Consider the following 16,729-nt stretch of genomic DNA (forward strand, 5'->3'; position numbering starts at 1 on the left):
CCCCCGCCGTGCCACCTACCCCACCCCCGCCGTGATCATGCACGTTCGCCCGACGCGGAGCAGGTTGCCGGGGTGAACGTGCATGATCACCGCGGGAGCGGGGGGTGCGGGCGGGGAGGAGCTAGCAGACCTCGGCGAGGTCCTGGGCGTCCTTGCTGTCCGTGGAACCGAGACTGGGCGTCGGGGTGCTCGTCTTCGTGCTCGTCTTGGTGGACGTCGGGGTGGACGTCGACGCCGGGGCGCTCGGCTTCTTCGGGTTCAGCGCGGTCTGCACGTACTCGCGGATCGCCGGGAAGTCCGGGTGCACGGTGCTGATGACCTTGCTCGTCAGCGGCAACGAGTTGATCTCGCCCTTCTTCATCCGCTGAGCGAGCACCACCCACGCCTGCAGCTGGTCCTGCTTGATGTCGGTCGTCAGGTTGTGCTTGAAGACATCGGCCAGGTCGGCGTACTTGCCGAGCATGCGCACCGGGTTGACCTGGTCCACGAGGTCGCCGACCAGGCAGCGCTGGCGGCGCATGCGGTCGTAGTCGTCCGTGCTGTGCCGGGACCGGGCGAACCACATGGCCTTGTACCCGCTGAGGTGCTGCTTGCCGGGCTCGATCCACCCGGTGATCGCTCGCTGGGTGTGGTTGGTGGCGCTCACCTCGCCGCCGCCGATCGGCAGTCGCTGGTGCACGGTGACGTCGACGCCGCCCATCGCGTTGACGAGGCCCTGGAAACCGGCCATGTCGATGGTCACGTAGTTGTCGATCCGCAGGCCGGTGATCTCGCTGATCACGTCGCGGGTCGAGGTCAGCCCGGGGTTGTTGTTGCCCTTGAACAGGTCCTTGTGCTGGACGGCGGCCTGGTTCCAGACCGCGTTGAGCAGGCACTCGCTGCCGCAGTTGAAGCCGTTGGGCCAGTAGGCGTGCAGCGGGTTGGACTCCGGGAACGGCGCGTTCTGCAGGCTGCGCGGCAGGCCGACCAGCGTCGCGTCACCGGTCTTGGTGTTGATGCTCACGACCATCATCGAGTCCGTGCGGACGCCGGTGCGGTCGGCCCCGGAGTCGGAGCCCAGCAGCAGCAGGTTGACCCGCGGGATGTTCTTCCACGGGTCCTTGGCCTTGGACTTCGGCTTGGCGGCCCCCGCGGCGGAGGGGGCCGCACTCGAGTCGGAGAAGACCGTGGTGACCAGGTCGCGCTGCACCATCGCGAGCTGCGCGCCCTTGGCACTTGGTGCGGCGACGATCATGCACAGCGCGAAGACGAGAACGAAGCCGACGATGCCCTGGAACGGCGACGGCCGCTCGGGACGGGCCCGCCACGCGGTCGCCATGATCGTCAGGCACCAGATGGCGCCGATGGCCAGGGCCAGCCCGGCGAGGGCGAGCAGACGGCCAGGGCTGACGGCCACGGTGAGGACCCGGTTGACCACGCCGCCGGAGACCGCGATCACCGCGAGCGAGGCGAGCACCACGGCGGCGAGCAGCAGCAGGAGGAAGCCGACCTTGCGCCGTCCGGTCGCGACCAGCCCGGCGCCAGGCAGCAGGGCCAACGTGGTGATCCCGGCGAACCGGCCGAACCCGTCGCCGTAGCTGCTGGCGTGCCGACCACGCTGACGGGCGCTCGCGTGCCGCGTCTTGGCACCGCGGTGCTTCGGGTTCGGCGAGGTCGGCATGGGCGGTTCGTGCTCCTGGCGTGGGACGGTCGGGTGGCGGGCAGGGGTTCACGCCGTCGCCGGCGGGAGCCAGGCGCAAACGTGCTCGTCTATTTCACCACCTCCGCGCCGCTGGAGCGGGACGCCGAGTCATGACCGTGGCGAGGTCTGGTGGAGAAGTTGTGAAGGCGGGGCATTTTGGAGGTCCGCCGGTCGCCCCGCTAGGCTGGAGCGGCTCTGGACCCGGTCAGCCGGTGTCCGAGCCTCCTGGAGGTGTCGCATAGTGGCCTAGTGCGCCCGCCTGCTAAGCGGGTTGAGGATAAAACCTCTCGCGGGTTCAAATCCCGCCACCTCCGCCACCGCGAGGCCCCGGACCGATGACGTCGGACCGGGGCCTCGCGCCGGTTGGCGCGAGGCGGGGCGGTGGCCCAGGTGGCGAGACGTCAGCCCTTCGCGAGGTTGGTCAGGAACGTCGCCGCGACCGGACCGGCCACCGTGCCGCCGCTCTTGCCCTCCTCGACCAGCACGGCGAACGCGATGTCGCCCTGCCAGCCGGTGATCCAGGCCCGCGTCCTCGGCTGCCCGCCACCGCTGGCGCTGCCGAACTCCGCGGTGCCGGTCTTCGCGTACACCGGGCCGCCCGGCACGGACTTCAGCGCCGTGCCGGTGCCGCTCGTGACGACGTCACGCATCAGCGAGTGCAGGGTGGCGACGGATCCGGCGTCCAGCTTGGTGGCGGCCGCCTTGTCCTTGCCGGTCACCACCAGGGTGGGTGGCAGGTAGCTGCCTCGGGCGACCGAGCCGGTCGCGACCGCGACGGCCAGCGGGGACACCTCGGTGCGCCCCTGCCCGAACGCGGCGGCCGCCTTGTCGACGTCCGAGGTGTTCGTCGGGATGCTGCCGGTGAAGGCGTTCGTGCCGAGGTCCCACGTCTGGCCGATGCCGAGCGCCTGCCCGGCGGTGGCGAGGTCCCCGTCGTCGAGCTGCTTCGACAGGCCCACGAAGGCCGTGTTGCAGGACTTGGCGAAGTCCACCCGGAAGTCCACCGTGCCGAACTCCTCCTTCTCGTAGTTCTTGAAGGAGCGCCCTCCGACCGTGGCCGTCTTCGGGCAGGCCACGGGGTCGGACGGCTTCAACCCGTCGCCCAGCAGCGAGTACGTCGTCACGACCTTGAACGTCGACCCCGGCGCGTACTTGCCGACCAGCGCCCGGTCCAACCCGCTCGTCGGGCTGTTCGCCACCGCCAGCACCGCGCCGGTCCTGACGTCGACCGCGACCAGCGCGCTCGGCTGCTTCTGCCCGGCCAGCGCCGCGTCCGCAGCCATCTGCACCGTGGGGTCCAGGGTCAGGGTCAGGGGCTTGCCCGGCTCGGCGTCCTGCTCGAGCAGTGAGCGCGCGCTGCCGTCGGTCCCCACCGCCTCGACCGTCGTGCCTGCCGTCCCACCCAGCTGCTCGTCGTACTCGCGCTGCAGGCCCGAGACCCCCGCGACGTCACCGGCGGCGTAGCGGCCCTTGCCCTGCTGCACGATCTCGGCCGTGACCGGACCGACCGTGCCCAGCAGCGCGCGGGCGAACTCCCGCGACGGCGCCAGCGGCTGCTTGCGCTCGCGGAACACCACACCGGGCAGCGGCCGCAGCTTCGAGCGCACAGCGTCGTAGTCGCTGCGCCGCAGCGTGATCACGTCGACGAACGCGTCCTTCTGCGCGGCGCTGATGCGCTTGGCCAGCGCCCCGCCGTCCACGTCGACGATGCCGGCCACCTTGGCGGCCAGCGCGGGCACGCTGCCCGTGACCCGACTGGGCTGCACCCCGACGTCGACCACATCGCCCATGGCGACGATCTTCGCGCCGCTGGTGCTCGTGATCTCGGCCCGCTCCGGCTGCGTGCGGCTCACCTTCAGGGTCTCGCCGGTGGCGAGGTCCGGGTGCACCAGGCGGGAGTCAGCCGCGAGCTGCCAGCTCGAGCCCTTGCTCATGGCGACCGGCAGGTCGTACTGCCAGGTCACGCCGCCGGGCAGCGTCCGGGTCACGGCGAGCGTCGCGCTGGCGGTGTCGCCGGTGCGCTGCTCGCTCTTGACGGTCACGGTCGCCTTGCTGGTGCCCAGCCCCTTGAGGGCGGCGGCGGTGTCCTTCTGCAGGGCGGCGGCGCCGGAGCCGGCGACCGGCAGGCCGGACACGTCACCGGCTGCGACGGCGGAGGCCACCCGGGTGGCCAGCGCGCGGGCGGCGTCGTCGTCCACCTGCTGCTGGTGCTGGCGGAACAGGTAGCCACCCCCGCCGACGACCACGAGCAGGACCACCACGGCGGCCGCCACCCACGGCCATCGGCGCCTACCGGGCCGTGCGGTATCGAGGTCAGGGGACGGGAGTGACATGGGGGACATTGAACATCACCGGACCGACAGGTCGTGGAAAGGTGGGTGGATGCCTTCGCCCTGGTGGACGGAATGCCTGCTCTACGAGGTGTACGTCCGGTCGTTCGCCGACGCGAACGGCGACGGGGTCGGCGACCTGGCGGGCGTCGCCGCGCACCTGGACCACCTCGTCGACCTCGGCGTGGACGCGCTCTGGCTGACGCCGTTCTACCGGTCCCCGCAGGCCGACCACGGCTACGACGTGAGCGACCACCGCGCGGTCGACCCGCTGTTCGGCGACCTGGCCGCCTTCGACGAGCTCGTCGCGCGAGCGCACGCTCGCGGTCTGCGGGTCGTCGTGGACGTCGTCCCCAACCACGTCTCGGTCGAGCACCCCTGGTTCGTCGAGGCGGTGGCGTCGCCCCCGGGGTCACCGGCACGCCGCCGCTTCCACGTACGGCCGGGACGGGACGACGGCGCCGCGCCACCGAACGACTGGCAGTCCATCTTCGGTGGGCCGGCGTGGACCCGACTGCCGGACGGCGAGTGGTACCTGCACCTGTTCGACCCGGCCCAGCCGGACGTCAACTGGGCCCACCCGGACGTCACTGCGGAGTACGAGTCGATCGTGCGCTTCTGGCTGGACCGCGGGGCGGACGGTCTGCGGGTGGACGCCGCCGGGGCGCTGTCGAAGCACCCGGACTACCCGGACACCATCGAGGGTGAGCCGAGCCCCTTCTCGGACCGCGCGGAGACGCTCGAGATCTACCGGGGCTGGCGTCGTGTGCTCGACGAGTACCAGCCACCGCGCCTGCTGCTCGCCGAGGCCTGGGGGACACCGCAGGTCGTGAGCCGTTACGCCGCCCCGGGTCTGATGGACGCGACGTTCACCTTCGAGGTGCTCTACACCCCCTTCGAGGCGTCCGCCCTGCGCTCACTGGTCGACGCCTACCTGCGGGGTGCCAGTGACGGCGAGCACCTGCCGTCCTGGGTGGTCGGCAGCCACGACAGCACCCGCGCCGCCACGCGCTGGCCGGACGGCGCGGACGCGGCCATGCTGCTGCTCGCTCTCGCCCTCCCCGGCGGGTTCTGCCTCTACGCCGGGGACGAGCTCGGCCTGCCGGAGGTCGACCTGCCGGTCGAGGCGCGCCAGGATCCCACGGTGCGACGCAGCGGCGGCCAGGACCTCGGTCGGGACGGCGCGCGCGTTCCGTTGCCCTGGAGCGGATCCGGGCGGACGTTCGGGTTCAGTCCGGACGACGCGATGACCCCGCCCTGGCTGCCCCAGCCAGGGAGCTGGGGCAGCCGGTCGGTGCAGGTGCAGCGCGCTGACGGCGGGTCGCGGCTGAACCTGGTGCGGGCGGCGATCTCGTTGCGCCGCAGTCTCTGGCGCGGCGCGGGATCGCTCACCTGGGTACCGGAGCGGTCGGGTCGGGACGACGTCCTGCAGCTGAGTCGAGGCGAGGTGCACTGCGCCCTCACGACGGGTGAGCGCGGGTGGCCCCTGCCGCCGGGGAGTGAGGTCCTGCTGACCTCACGCCCCTTCGGTGACGGTGTCCTTCCGCCGCGGTCCGCCGTCTGGTTCCGCTGAGCCGGACCCGTTGGCGGAGTGGTCCGGCAGGTCCTTGAAGGGGTTGGGGATCGCTTCGAGCAACTGCCTGGTGTAGTCGTCACGAGCCTCCCGGATGACGGTCAGCGCCGGACCCTGCTCGACCAGGTGCCCCTCGTGCAGCACCAGCACCTCGTCGGCCAGCATCCGCGCGCTCAGCAGGTCGTGCGTGATGTACAGGACGGCAAGGTCCCGGTCGCGCACCAGTGAGTCGAGCAGCTCGAGGACCTCGGCGCGGATCGACACGTCGAGCATCGAGATCGGCTCGTCGGCGACGATGATCTGCGGGTTCGGCGCGAGGGCCCGGGCCACGACGACGCGCTGGCGCTGCCCACCGGAGAGCTGGTGCGGCAGCTTCGCCGCGTACTCCTCGGCCGGCGTCAGCCCGACGGTCTCGAGCAGGTTCAGCACCTCGGTGCGCAGCTCCTGGCCGGACAGGCCGCGATAGTTGCGCAGCGGCCGGCTGAGCGCGTATCCCAACGTGCGGTTGGGGTTCAGCGCCGAGAACGGGTCCTGGAAGACCATCTGCACGTGCCGGCGGTAGGCGGTCGCGGCTCGACGTCCGAGCTTGTCGATCCGCTGCTCACCGAAGGTGACCGCCCCCGAGTCCGGTCGCTCGACCGCGGTGATCATCCGCGCCAACGTCGTCTTGCCGCTGCCGCTCTGCCCGACCAGGGCCGTGACCCGCCCGCGCCGCAACGAGAACGACACGTGGTCGACGGCCTGGACCGGCGTCCCGCCGCGGCGGGCGCTGTAGGTCTTGCAGACGTCGTCGACGGTGAGGACGACGTCCTCGTCGATCTCGTCCACCAGGTCGGCGGCGGACTTCACGAACACCGGACCGGTGAAGCCGCGCACCGGCTCCTCGGTCGCGGACGGCGACCGCTGGGCCTGGGCGACGTGGCAGGCCACCTCGCCGCCGGCCAGCGGTAGCAGCTCGGGGTCCTGCTCGTGGCAGAGCGCTATCGCCTCCGGGCACCGCGGCGCGAACGGGCACGCGGTCGGCGGCCTGGTCAGGCTCGGCGGGCGGCCCGGGATGTAGGTGATGCGCACCGTCTCGGCCCGCGGGTCAGCGTAGGACCCCAGCATTCCCTTGGAGTACGGGTGCATCGGGTCACGGAGCATCGAGCCGGCGGGCTGCTGCTCCACGAGCTGCCCGGCGTACATGACCATGACGCGGTCGGCCGCTTCGAGGACGGTGCCGATGTCGTGGCTGATGAAGAGGACGGCGAAGCCGCGCTCGGCCTGCAGGCGGCGCAGGTTGTCCAGGATCGAGCGCTGCACGATCACGTCGAGCCCGGTGGTGGGCTCGTCCAGGATGACCAACTTCGGGTCCAGGCACAGCGCCAGCGCGATCGCGACCCGCTGCTTCATCCCGCCCGAGAGCTCGTGCGGGTAGAAGCGCAGGAACCGGCGCTCGATCGAGACGAGCTCGAGCAGTTCGGCGGCGCGCTCCGTGACGGCGTCGCCGCGCAGGTCGGTGTGCATCTCGATGACGTCGCGGAACTGCGCCTCGATCTTCATCACCGGGTTGAGCGAGTTCATGCTGCTCTGGAAGACGGTCGACATCTGCTGCCAGCGCAGCGGCTGCAGCGCCACGTCGTCGGCCTCGGTGATGTCGGTGCCGTCGAACACGATCGACCCGGAGGTGATCGCGCCCGGCCGCTCCGTGAGCCGCAGGATGGCGGTCCCGAGCGTGGACTTGCCGCTGCCGGACTCACCGAGCAGGCCGATGAACTCGCCCTCGTCGATGCTGAACGAGACGTCCCGCACCGCGTGCACGACGGCGACGTCGCGTGGTGCGTAGTCCACGCTCAGGTTGGTGACCTCGAGCAGTGCCACGGCCTTACCCCTCTCGCAGGTGCGGGTTGCTGAGTGCGTCCACACCGAAGTTGATGAGTGTCAGGGACGTGATGAGCAGGGCGAGGCAGATGCCGGGGGTGAACAGCCAGATCCACTGCCCGGTCAGCATCGCGGACCCGTTCTCGGCGAAGTAGAGCATCGTGCCCCAGCTCACCGTGCTCGGGTCGCCCAGGCCCAGGAAGGCCAGACCGGCCTCGGCGCCCACCGCTGCCGTGGCCGCGCCCATGAAGCCGGCGACGACCAGCGAGGTCATGTTGGGCATGATCTCGCGGAAGATGATCCGCATCGTGCCGTCGCCGGCGAACTTGGCGGCGGTGACGTAGTCCCGGGTGCGAAGCGTGATGATCTGCGAGCGCTTGACCCGCGCGCCCCACGCCCAGCCGGTGATGGCGATGATGAACACGATCAGACCGATGCCGCGCACCGGCGAGTACGCCGCGAGCACGATCATCAACGGCAGCACCGGGATCACCAGGGCGAGGTTGATGAAGAAGGACAGGCCCTCGTCGACCCAGCCCTGCAGGTAGCCCGCGGTCATCCCGACGATCAGGGCGATGAGGGTGGCGAGCAGGCCACCGAGCAGCCCGACGATCATCGACGTCCTGGCGCCGTAGACCAGCTGGGAGAAGATGTCCTGGCCCTGGGACGTCGTCCCGAGCCAGTGCGCGGCGCTGACGGGCAGCGACGGGTCGAACTCCTGGCTCTTCGGGTCGTACGGCGCGATCCAGGGCGCGAAGACGGCCACGAAGGTGAACACGCCGAGCATGATGATGCCCGCCCGCGTCTTGCCGTTGACCCACAGGATCTGGAACCACAGGGGTCCGCGTCGCTTCTTCAGCCTCGGCGTCGCCTCGTCGTCGCCGGAAACGGGCCGGACGGCGCCGGCGACGGCTCCGGGCTGGGCGGCGGCCGAGGCGGCTGCCGGTTGCTGGGTGGCCATCAGGCGGCTCCTCGTCGGACGCGCGGGTCCAGGACCCCGTAGAACATGTCGGCCAGCAGGTTCGCCAGCAGCACGCCCACGGTGGTCAGCAGGAACAGCGCCTGGATCAGCGGGTAGTCGCGGTTGCCGAGCGCGTCGAACATCAGCTTGCCCATGCCCGGGTAGCCGAAGATCTGCTCGATCAGCACCATGCCGCCGAGGATGCTGCCCAGCGCGATGGCGAACCCGGTGATGCTCGGCAGGATCGCGTTGCGGGCGCCGTAGCGCAGGGCGATGGTGCGCTGGCGCAGGCCCTTGGCGCGCGCCAGCCGGATGTAGTCCTCGCCGAGGACCGTGACCATGGTGTTGCGCATGCCCATGATCCAGCCGATCGGCGCGGTGACCAGGATCGCCATCGCGGGCAGGATGCTGTGGTAGCCCGCCGAGTACAGGAAGCCCCAGTTCAGGCCGGGCGTGAAGCCCTGCCCGTACCCGCCGCTGTCCGGCAGCCAGCCGAGCACGAAGGCGAAGACGTACAGCAGCAGCAGCGCGACCCAGAAGAACGGCAGCGTGCCGATGAACGTCGAGGTCAGCGTGACGGTGGAGTCGAACTTGCCGTTGCGCTTCCACGCCGCCCAGGAGCCGACGATCGTGCCGAACGTGAACGCGATGATCTGGGTGACCCCGACCAGCACGATGGTCCACATGAACTTCTGCGCGATCAGGTGGCTGACGCTGTAGGGAAAGCTGCCGTAGGAGATGCCCAGGTCACCGTGCGCCAGCCGCCCGAGGTAGTCCCAGTACTGCGAGATGAGACTGCCGTGCGGCAGGCCCAGGTAGAGCTGGATGGCGTGCAGCTGGGCAGGGTCGGGCGCCTTGTTCTGCCCAGCCAGCTTCTGCACGATCGCCTCCGCCGGATCCCCCGGCTGGAGCCGGGGGATCAGGAAGTTGAGGGTGATCGCAGCCCACAGGGTGAGGAAGAAGAACGCGATCCTTCGGGAGAAGTAGGCCATGGCTCGCTCACCCCTTCGGCGGGGTCAGCTTGGTGATGATGAGCAGGGCGTCGTCCGGCGCCGCGTACGGGTCCTTCTCGTTCGGCCAGTTCTCGGCGTTCTTGGTGCGGTACTGGAACCACTTGGCGCCGTACCAGAGCGGGATCGTCGGCAGCTGGTCGACGAACACGTCCTGCAGCTGCTGGACGATCTGCTTCTGGTCCGCCTCCTTCGTGGCGACCTTCAGCTGCCCGAGCAGGTCATCGGTCTTGGCGTCGTTCCAGCGCACGAAGTTGGCGTCGGCCTTCTTGCCGATCGGCGCGCTGCGGTCGCTGCCCAGCGGGTCGTCGAAGTTCGTGTACATGTTGCAGGTGCCGCCGTGCACGCCGAACGTCATCTCGTAGTTGCCCACCGCGCGGTCGTTCTCCACGTCCGTCGGCGCGGCGGTTCGCACGTCGATCTTGATCCCGGCCTTGGCCAGGTTCGCCTTGATGATCTGCGCGGCCGAGACCCAGTCGAGGTAGCCGGCCTGGACCTTGAAGGTGAACTGCATCGGCTTGCCGGACTTGTCGAGCAGCTGGCCGGCGTCGTTGTACGTGTAGCCGGCGTCGGTGAAGGCCTGCTTCGCCTTGGCGGTGTCGAAGGGGTAGACCTCCCCGTCGGTGTACTTGGGCGAGAGCCAGTCCTTCTGCCCGGGCAGCACCAGGCCCGTCTGCGACGCAGGCTCGACGTAGCCGTACTCGGCCTTCTTCGAGATCTCCTGACGGTCGATCGCGTAGGCCATGCCCTTGCGGAAGCCGACGTCGCTGAAGGGCTTCTTGGTGAGGTTCATGTACAGGCTGATGTCGGCGCCGGCCGGGAACCAGTACTTGTTGTGCTCGGGGTCCCGGGACACGAACGTCTTGTCGATGTCCGCGACGAACATCGAGTTGAAGTCGTAGTCGCCGCGCGCGAGCCGGAGCTTGTCGGTGTCACCGCCGCCGCCGTTGGAGCTGAAGGTCAGCTGGTTCACCTTGACCTTGTCGGCCTGCCAGTAGTTGGGGTTGCGGGCCAGCAGGAGCTGCTGGCCGTTGAACGACTTGACCGTGTAGGGCCCGGTGCCGATGGCCTGCTCGTTGGTGAACTTGACCGGGTCGGCGACCTTGGACCAGATGTGCTGCGGCACGATCTTGGTATTCGCCAGCTTGACCAGGGTCGGCGAGGACGGCTCGGAGAACGTGAAGGTGACCTTGTCGCCACTGGCCTCCACCGACTTCAGCGGCGTCAGCCAGACGCCCTCCATGTCGAACTCCGGGTGCTGCTTGAGCAGGTTGAACGTGTAGGCCACGTCCTGCGCCGAGAAGGCTTGCCCGTCGCTCCACTTCACTCCCGGCCGGGTGGTGACGACCAGGTGGGTCGGGTCGGAGTAGTCGTACTTGGTGGCCAGCCACGGCGTGACGTCGCAGTTGTACTTGTTCACCTGGAACAGCGACTCGTACGTGTAGTCCGTGGTCAGCCGGGACGGCGAGTACGGGTTGAAGTTCTTCTGCGGGTTGTCCCCACCCCCGAAGCCGCCACCGTTGAGGTTGGCGATCATGCCGCCCGTGGACGTCGTCGCCGCGTTCTGGTCGGGGTTGCAGGCTGCGATGGCGGGCACCAGCGCGGCGACCGCCAGGGCAGCGGTGAGTCGGGTGCTGCGGGACTTGTGTCGGGTGGACACGGTCTACCTCCTTGTAGACGGGCGATCCGGTGGGCGACTTCTAGGCCCGAGCGGTTGCCCTTCTTGGCCGCGAGGGAGCGCGGTGGGACGTGCGGGGCCGGGTGGCCCCCGCAGGGTGGTCAGGGGCACAGCCGCAGCTGGCCCGAAGGACGACCTCCGCCGGAAGCTCGACTTCCGATGGCAGGTCGGTCCCCCCGTCGATGGCGGTACGCAGCATGCGCACCGTGCATGAGCCGAGCTCACGCATCTGCTGCCTCACGGACGTGAGGCCAGGAGCAGTCAGTGCCGCGGCGGGCAGGTTGTCGAACCCCGTGAGGGCGACGTCCTGCGGCACGCGGATTCCCCTGCCCAACAACGTGATCAGCATGCCGATGGCGATCTCGTCGTTGACGCACACGGCGGCGCGGGGGCGGTTGCGCATGCCCAGCAGGTCGTCCGCGGCAACCAGACCACCGGCCTGGTCGTGCGCGGCCCGCAGCGGGGTGCGCGGCAGCGGGAGACCGAGATCGCGGTGTGCCTGACGGAAGCCGTTCCACCGGTCCTCGCCGTCCGGGGATCCGGTGGGGTTGCCGACGAAGACCAGCCGGTCGTAGTCGTGGTCCTCGATCAGGTGCCGGGTGAGCTGGCGGACCGGCTCCGCGCCGGCCGTCCGCACGGTCGGCACCGCGGCGCCGGGGGAGCCGGCGAGCTGGACGACGGGGCAGCGGGCCTTGGTCAGGGCGTCCAGGACGTCCTGCGGCACGCTGCCGCCCATGACGGCGATGCCGTCGACGCGGTCGGCCATGTCGAGCACGAGGCGCCGGGAGTGCTCCAGCAGGTGCGTCCCGAGGATCAGCACGGACAGCTGGGAGGCAACGGCTTCCTCCTCGAAGCCCGCGATGACCTCGGAGTAGTACGGGCCGGCCAGGCCGGGGAAGACCACGCCCACGGCCTGGTGCCGGCGAGTGGCGAGGGCCCGACCGCGCAGGTTCGGGCGGAACCCGAGCTCGAGGACGGCCGCCTGGACGCGGGTCGTGGTCTCGTCGCTCACGGCGTCGACGCCGCGGACGACGCGGCTGACGGTGGCGATGGACACGCCCGCCCGCTCAGCGACCTGACGGAGGGTGGCCGGGTCGTCGGCGGTGCGTCGAGAACGCCTGGGGGCCAACGGTTTCACCGCCTCTCGTCATCGAGCTGGCTATCGCGCTCACCATCGAGCGGATTGTGGTCCGGATCCCCTGCAGCCGTTGACAACGATTACAGGAAACGTTTACATGAACATAGAACGGACAGACCGACATGACAACCCCAAATTTCGTGATCGTGGCGAAAGACCGCCTGGGAGGCGAACTCGCACATGCTCGAGATCCAACGCCGGCAGCTGCTGGTGGACGGCGAACCGCGCCTGCTCGTGGGGGGTGAGGTGCACTACTTCCGGGTCCCGCGCGACGAGTGGCCCGATCGGGTGCGCTCACTCAAGGCGGCCGGCTGCAACCTGCTGGCGTCGTACATCCCGTGGCTGCTGCACGAGCTGCCGGACGGCAGCTTCGACGTCACGGGTCGCACCCGGCCCGAGCGAGACGTCGCCGCGTTCATCGACCTGTGCCGCGACGAGGGTCTGTACTTCCTGGCCCGCCCCGGCCCGTTCGTGATGGCCGAGCTGAAGAACGAGGGGCTGCCGTACTCGGTGTACCGCGACCACCCCGAGATCGTGCCGAGCGGTTGGGACGACGTCCCCGCGCCGACCCGCACCGTGGACTACCTCGCGCCGTCGTTCCTGGCGGCCAACCGGCGCTGGTACGAGGCGATCATGCCGATCCTCGCGCCGCGGCTGCAGCCCAACGGCGGCAACGTGATCGGCGTCCAGCTCGACAACGAGGTGGGCATGCTCGCGTGGGTCACCAACTCGCCCGACCTCACGGACCACCTGCTGTCCGACCTGCGCGACTGGGTGCGGACGACGCACGGCGACGAGACCGCGCGCCGCTATCCGTTCGACCTGGCGGACGACGCGACCTGGGCGCGCGCCGTCCGCTCACCCGACGAGCAGTGGGCCGCGGCGCTGCGGGTCGACCTCGGGCGCTTCATGCGCACCCGGTTCGCCCACTACGTGCAGGCTCTGCGGGCCGATGCCGAGGAGCTCGGCATCCGCGACGTCCCGTTCGTGGTCAACATCCACGGCACCGAGGGTGGTTCCGGAGCGCCGTTCCCGATCGGGATCAGCCAGCTCGTCGAGACCTATGCCGGCGTGCCCGGCATGCTGTCTGGCTCGGACCACTACATGGGCGACATGACGCTGGGCACCACCACGGACCTGCACATGATCAACGCGTTCATGGCCGCCGTGCACGACGCCGACCAGCCGATCACCTCGGTCGAGTTCGAGGCCGGCTCCGGCGACTACGGCGGCGGGCTGGACATGCAGTACGACCCGTCGACCGTCGAGCTGAAGACCCGGCTGTGCCTGGCCCAGGGCAACCGGCTGATCAACTACTACCTGTTCGCCGGCGGCATCAACCCGCCGCTGGACGAGCCCGTCGGCGACGGCAACGACCGGATCAGCTTTACAGGCGAGCGGCACGGCACCGCGGCCCCGGTCGGCCCCGAGGGCCAGCACGGCCTCACCTACGCGCCGACCGCACGGGTCACCCAGGCCGCGATGATCCACGAGCGCTGGCTCGCCTCGACCGACGAGGAGCACGACGACCTCGCGCTCGGCTTCGTCCTCGACCACTACCTGACCGAGTACCACCACCCGGGCAGCCCCTTGATGACCGAGATCGTCGAGCACCTGCAGGCGCATCGCGGGGCCGGGGCCCGTCGCGCGCTGTGGCGGTCCCTGCTGCTGGCCGGCTACCGGTTCGGTGCGGTGGACCTGCAGTCCGCGGACGTCGAGCTACCGCACGTCGTCGCGCTGGCCACCACCCGCTACCTGGACGCGGACGTGCAGCAGCGGCTGGTCGACCACGCCAGCGCCGGTGGAAGCCTGCTGCTGCTGGGTCCGGTACCCGAGCTCGACCTCGAGGGCCGCCCCTGCTCGCTGCTGGCCGACGCGCTGGGCGTCAAGCCCGGCGAGCTCGTGCACGGCGAACGCGACTACTGGCCGACCCTGGTGGCGCACGGCTGGGCCGCGCCCTGGCCGCAGACCACTGCGGGCTGGCTGCAGCCGTTGCAGGTCACCGACGGGGACGTCGTCCTGACCGACGCGCACCTCGACCGCCCCTGCGGGGTCGACGTCCGGATCGGGTCCGGTCGCGCCATCGTGCTGGCCGCCGAGCTGCCCAGCGACCCCGCCCTGTTCGCCACCGCCGCGCGCGAGCTGGGCGTCACCCCCGGTGTGGGCCTGACGGCCGACGTCCCGGGAGTGGTCGCGACGACGTCCGCGAACGCCGACGGCGAGCGGCTGCTGCACCTGCTGAACGTGTCCGGCTACCCGGCGCACGTGACGGTCTCGACCGACCCCGGAGCGGACGTCAGCCACGAGCTCGAGGTACCCGCGCGCAGCGGTCACTGGCTCGCCCTCGGACTCGAGGTCGGCGGTGCCCGGTTGGCCTGGGCGGACGCCGAGCTCACCGAGGTCGGTGCCGGCCGGCTGTCCCTGGGGCCGGGCCTGTCGACCCGCGGGGACGCCGTCCGCGCTGTGCTGCAGTCGGATCGGCCGGTCGCGGTCGAGGGCGACAGCCACCAGATCAGTACCGAGGGACGCCAGGTCGTGGTGACCGGCGACGACTCCCCCCTGACCCTGACCTTCTCCTGACGAGAGGACACCATGAGCACCGACGCACGGTCCACCACAGCCGCCGACGCCAAGCGTGACTGGGACGAGCGGATCTACCGACGCACCGAGACCGGCGGTGGCAGCGACATCCAGCTGCCCGCCCCGGACGACGTCACCGCCGAACCCGGCTGCGGGCACATCGCCCTGCGCTGGCGACCGGTCGCGGGCGCCGCCGGCTACATCGTGTCGCGGGCCGAGTCACCGGACGGTGAGTTCGTCGTCCTCGACCACGGCAACAGCGACGTCCCGGCCTCGCCCGACCCCTGGTACTCCGACGCCGTCACCGAACCCGGTGTGGCGTACTCCTACCGCGTCCAGGCATCGCCGTCCCCGGACCTGCAGCCCGGGCCGCCCTCGGCGGTGGTGAGTGCGGCGGCCACCGACGAGGTGGTCGAGCCGATCACGGTGGAGGTGGACGCGGCCACCACGACCGGTGCGCTGCAGCGGGTCTGGGAGATGGTCGGCTCCGAGCGGCTGTCCCAGCTGTGGCTCAAGAGCGACGACAACGGCAACCCCGTGGCCGAGGAGTTCGACACCGCGTTGCGCCGCGCGCACGACGAGCTCGGCGTGCGCCGGGTCCGCGCGCACGCGATCTTCCACGACGACGTCCAGGTGCTCACCTGGCCCGAGGGCGGCAAGCCGGCGTTCGACTTCGCAGGTGTGGACCGGATCGTGGACCAGGTCATCTCGACGGGGCTGCGACCGGTGCTGGAGCTGGGCTTCATGCCCCGCGACCTGGCGAGCGACGCCAGCAAGACGTGCTTCCAGTACGAGGGGATCGTCTCGCCGCCGAAGGACTGGCAGGTGTGGGCGGACCTCAACGGCGCCCTGGCGGCGCACCTGGTCGAGCGCTACGGCATCGAGGACGTGGCGACCTGGGGCTTCGAGGTCTGGAACGAGCCGAACCTCGAGGTCTTCTGGACCGGCACGAAGGCCGAGTACCTGCGGCTCTACGAGCTGGCCGCCCACGCCATCAAGGCCGTCGACGCGCGGCTGCTGGTCGGCGGCCCCGCCACTGCGGCGTCTGAGTGGGTCGAGGACATCTGCGCCTACTGCGCGGAGCACGACGTCCCGCTGGACTTCGTCTCGACGCACACCTACGGCAACGCGCCGGTCGACGTCCACCCGTCGTTGCGCCGGCACGGCTTCGAGGACGCCGAGGTCTGGTGGACCGAGTGGGGTGTCGGGCACACGCACTTCCACCCGGTGCACGACACCGCGTTCGCTGCACCGTTCGTGCTGCATGGGTTCAAGTCCGCGCAGGGCCGGGTGGACGCGCTGGCCTACTGGGTGGTCAGCGACCACTTCGAGGAGCTCGGCCGTCCGCCGAAGCTGCTGCACGGCGGTTTCGGCCTGCTCACGGTCGGCAACCTGCGCAAGCCGCGCTGGTGGGCCGTCTCGCTGGCCGCGGAGCAGGGCGACGCGGTGCTCGCGTCGACGGTGACGGGGGACGGCGCGCAGACGCTCGTCGAGTCTTGGGCCACCAAGCACGACGACGGCACGGTCGACGTCCTGCTGTGGAACGTCTGCCCGGACGCGTCGCAGTTCGCCGGACGCCCCGACCTGGACCGTTGGGTCACCGTCACGGTGTCGGGCCTCGGCGCGGGCGTGTACGACGGGCGGCTGGCGCGGGTGGACAACGCGCGGTCCAGCATCGACGTGCACGTCGACCCGGACACGGTCTGGCCCGATGAGGACGAGTGGCAGCGGCTGCACGAGGTCGACCAGCTGCACGAGGAGGGACTCGACGTCCACCTCGACGAGAACGGGCAGGTCACGGCGATCGTCGACCTGCCGATGCCCGGCATCGCCAGGTTGCGCCTGACGCCGCGTGGCTGATCCCCGGGACAGCGAAGGGCCCTGCGACCACCGGTGGTCGCAGGGCCCTTTCGTCTGG

At 70.5% G+C, this 16,729-nt stretch carries 10 protein-coding genes and 1 tRNA gene; 4 read left to right on the forward strand and 7 right to left on the reverse strand.

Annotation, left to right across the window (positions count from 1 at the left end):
* Positions 1 to 121 precede the first annotated feature (121 nt).
* Positions 122 to 1,660: an LCP family protein gene (locus ABEB17_RS08340; RefSeq protein WP_345716219.1), complete on the reverse strand. Its 1,539-nt coding sequence runs from the start codon at positions 1,658 to 1,660 to the stop codon at positions 122 to 124.
* A 248-nt stretch (positions 1,661 to 1,908) separates the two neighbouring features.
* Here ABEB17_RS08340 and ABEB17_RS08345 point away from each other — a divergent pair.
* A tRNA-Ser gene (locus tag ABEB17_RS08345) sits at positions 1,909 to 1,998 on the forward strand.
* Positions 1,999 to 2,082: 84 nt separating this feature from the next.
* Here ABEB17_RS08345 and ABEB17_RS08350 read toward each other — a convergent pair.
* Positions 2,083 to 3,954, reverse strand: a complete 1,872-nt coding sequence (locus tag ABEB17_RS08350; protein ID WP_345716220.1) for a penicillin-binding transpeptidase domain-containing protein — start codon at positions 3,952 to 3,954, stop codon at positions 2,083 to 2,085.
* A gap of 109 nt (positions 3,955 to 4,063) precedes the next feature.
* Here ABEB17_RS08350 and ABEB17_RS08355 point away from each other — a divergent pair, with 109 nt between their 5' ends.
* Positions 4,064 to 5,584: an alpha-amylase family glycosyl hydrolase gene (locus tag ABEB17_RS08355; protein WP_345716221.1), complete on the forward strand. Its 1,521-nt coding sequence runs from the start codon at positions 4,064 to 4,066 to the stop codon at positions 5,582 to 5,584.
* Here the strand turns inward: ABEB17_RS08355 and ABEB17_RS08360 are convergent.
* The 5 genes from ABEB17_RS08360 to ABEB17_RS08380 are packed head-to-tail and all read right to left on the reverse strand — an operon-like array spanning position 5,528 to position 12,231.
* Positions 5,528 to 7,444 (reverse strand): ABC transporter ATP-binding protein, encoded by a 1,917-nt coding sequence (locus ABEB17_RS08360; RefSeq protein WP_345716222.1) that lies wholly within the window; start codon positions 7,442 to 7,444, stop codon positions 5,528 to 5,530. The two genes, ABEB17_RS08355 and ABEB17_RS08360, sit on opposite strands and share 57 nt — an antisense overlap.
* 4 nt (positions 7,445 to 7,448) lie before the next feature.
* Positions 7,449 to 8,405 (reverse strand): ABC transporter permease, encoded by a 957-nt coding sequence (locus tag ABEB17_RS08365; protein WP_345716223.1) that lies wholly within the window; start codon positions 8,403 to 8,405, stop codon positions 7,449 to 7,451.
* A complete protein-coding gene (locus tag ABEB17_RS08370) occupies positions 8,405 to 9,397 on the reverse strand; it encodes an ABC transporter permease (protein WP_345716224.1) in 993 nt (330 codons plus the stop codon). Before ABEB17_RS08370 ends, ABEB17_RS08365 begins: the two co-directional genes overlap by 1 nt.
* 7 nt (positions 9,398 to 9,404) lie before the next feature.
* The gene (locus ABEB17_RS08375) at positions 9,405 to 11,075 is read right to left on the reverse strand and encodes an ABC transporter substrate-binding protein (RefSeq protein ID WP_345716225.1); all 1,671 of its coding nucleotides are present in this window, start codon (positions 11,073 to 11,075) and stop codon (positions 9,405 to 9,407) included.
* Between the two features lie 40 nt (positions 11,076 to 11,115).
* Positions 11,116 to 12,231, reverse strand: a complete 1,116-nt coding sequence (locus ABEB17_RS08380; protein ID WP_345716226.1) for a LacI family DNA-binding transcriptional regulator — start codon at positions 12,229 to 12,231, stop codon at positions 11,116 to 11,118.
* A 180-nt stretch (positions 12,232 to 12,411) separates the two neighbouring features.
* On the opposite strand from ABEB17_RS08380, the gene ABEB17_RS08385 reads away from it, so the two are divergent.
* Both ABEB17_RS08385 and ABEB17_RS08390 read left to right on the forward strand, forming a co-directional pair.
* Positions 12,412 to 14,811, forward strand: a complete 2,400-nt coding sequence (locus ABEB17_RS08385) for a beta-galactosidase (protein ID WP_345716227.1) — start codon at positions 12,412 to 12,414, stop codon at positions 14,809 to 14,811.
* A gap of 12 nt (positions 14,812 to 14,823) precedes the next feature.
* Entirely contained in the window at positions 14,824 to 16,671 is a 1,848-nt protein-coding gene (locus tag ABEB17_RS08390) for a GH39 family glycosyl hydrolase (RefSeq protein WP_345716228.1), read from the forward strand.
* Positions 16,672 to 16,729: the final 58 nt, after the last annotated feature.

The sequence above is a fragment of the Angustibacter luteus genome, assembly GCF_039541115.1.
GTDB lineage: Bacteria > Actinomycetota > Actinomycetes > Actinomycetales > Angustibacteraceae > Angustibacter > Angustibacter luteus.

Excerpts from the sequence above, each read along its gene's own strand:
- ABEB17_RS08340 (WP_345716219.1), bottom strand. The coding sequence starts at position 1,660 with ATGCCGACCTCGCCGAACCCGAAGCACCGCGGTGCCAAGACGCGGCAC.
- ABEB17_RS08355 (WP_345716221.1), top strand. The coding sequence starts at position 4,064 with ATGCCTTCGCCCTGGTGGACGGAATGCCTGCTCTACGAGGTGTACGTC.
- ABEB17_RS08365 (WP_345716223.1), bottom strand. The coding sequence starts at position 8,405 with ATGGCCACCCAGCAACCGGCAGCCGCCTCGGCCGCCGCCCAGCCCGGA.
- ABEB17_RS08370 (WP_345716224.1), bottom strand. The coding sequence starts at position 9,397 with ATGGCCTACTTCTCCCGAAGGATCGCGTTCTTCTTCCTCACCCTGTGG.
- ABEB17_RS08385 (WP_345716227.1), top strand. The coding sequence starts at position 12,412 with ATGCTCGAGATCCAACGCCGGCAGCTGCTGGTGGACGGCGAACCGCGC.
- ABEB17_RS08390 (WP_345716228.1), top strand. The coding sequence starts at position 14,824 with ATGAGCACCGACGCACGGTCCACCACAGCCGCCGACGCCAAGCGTGAC.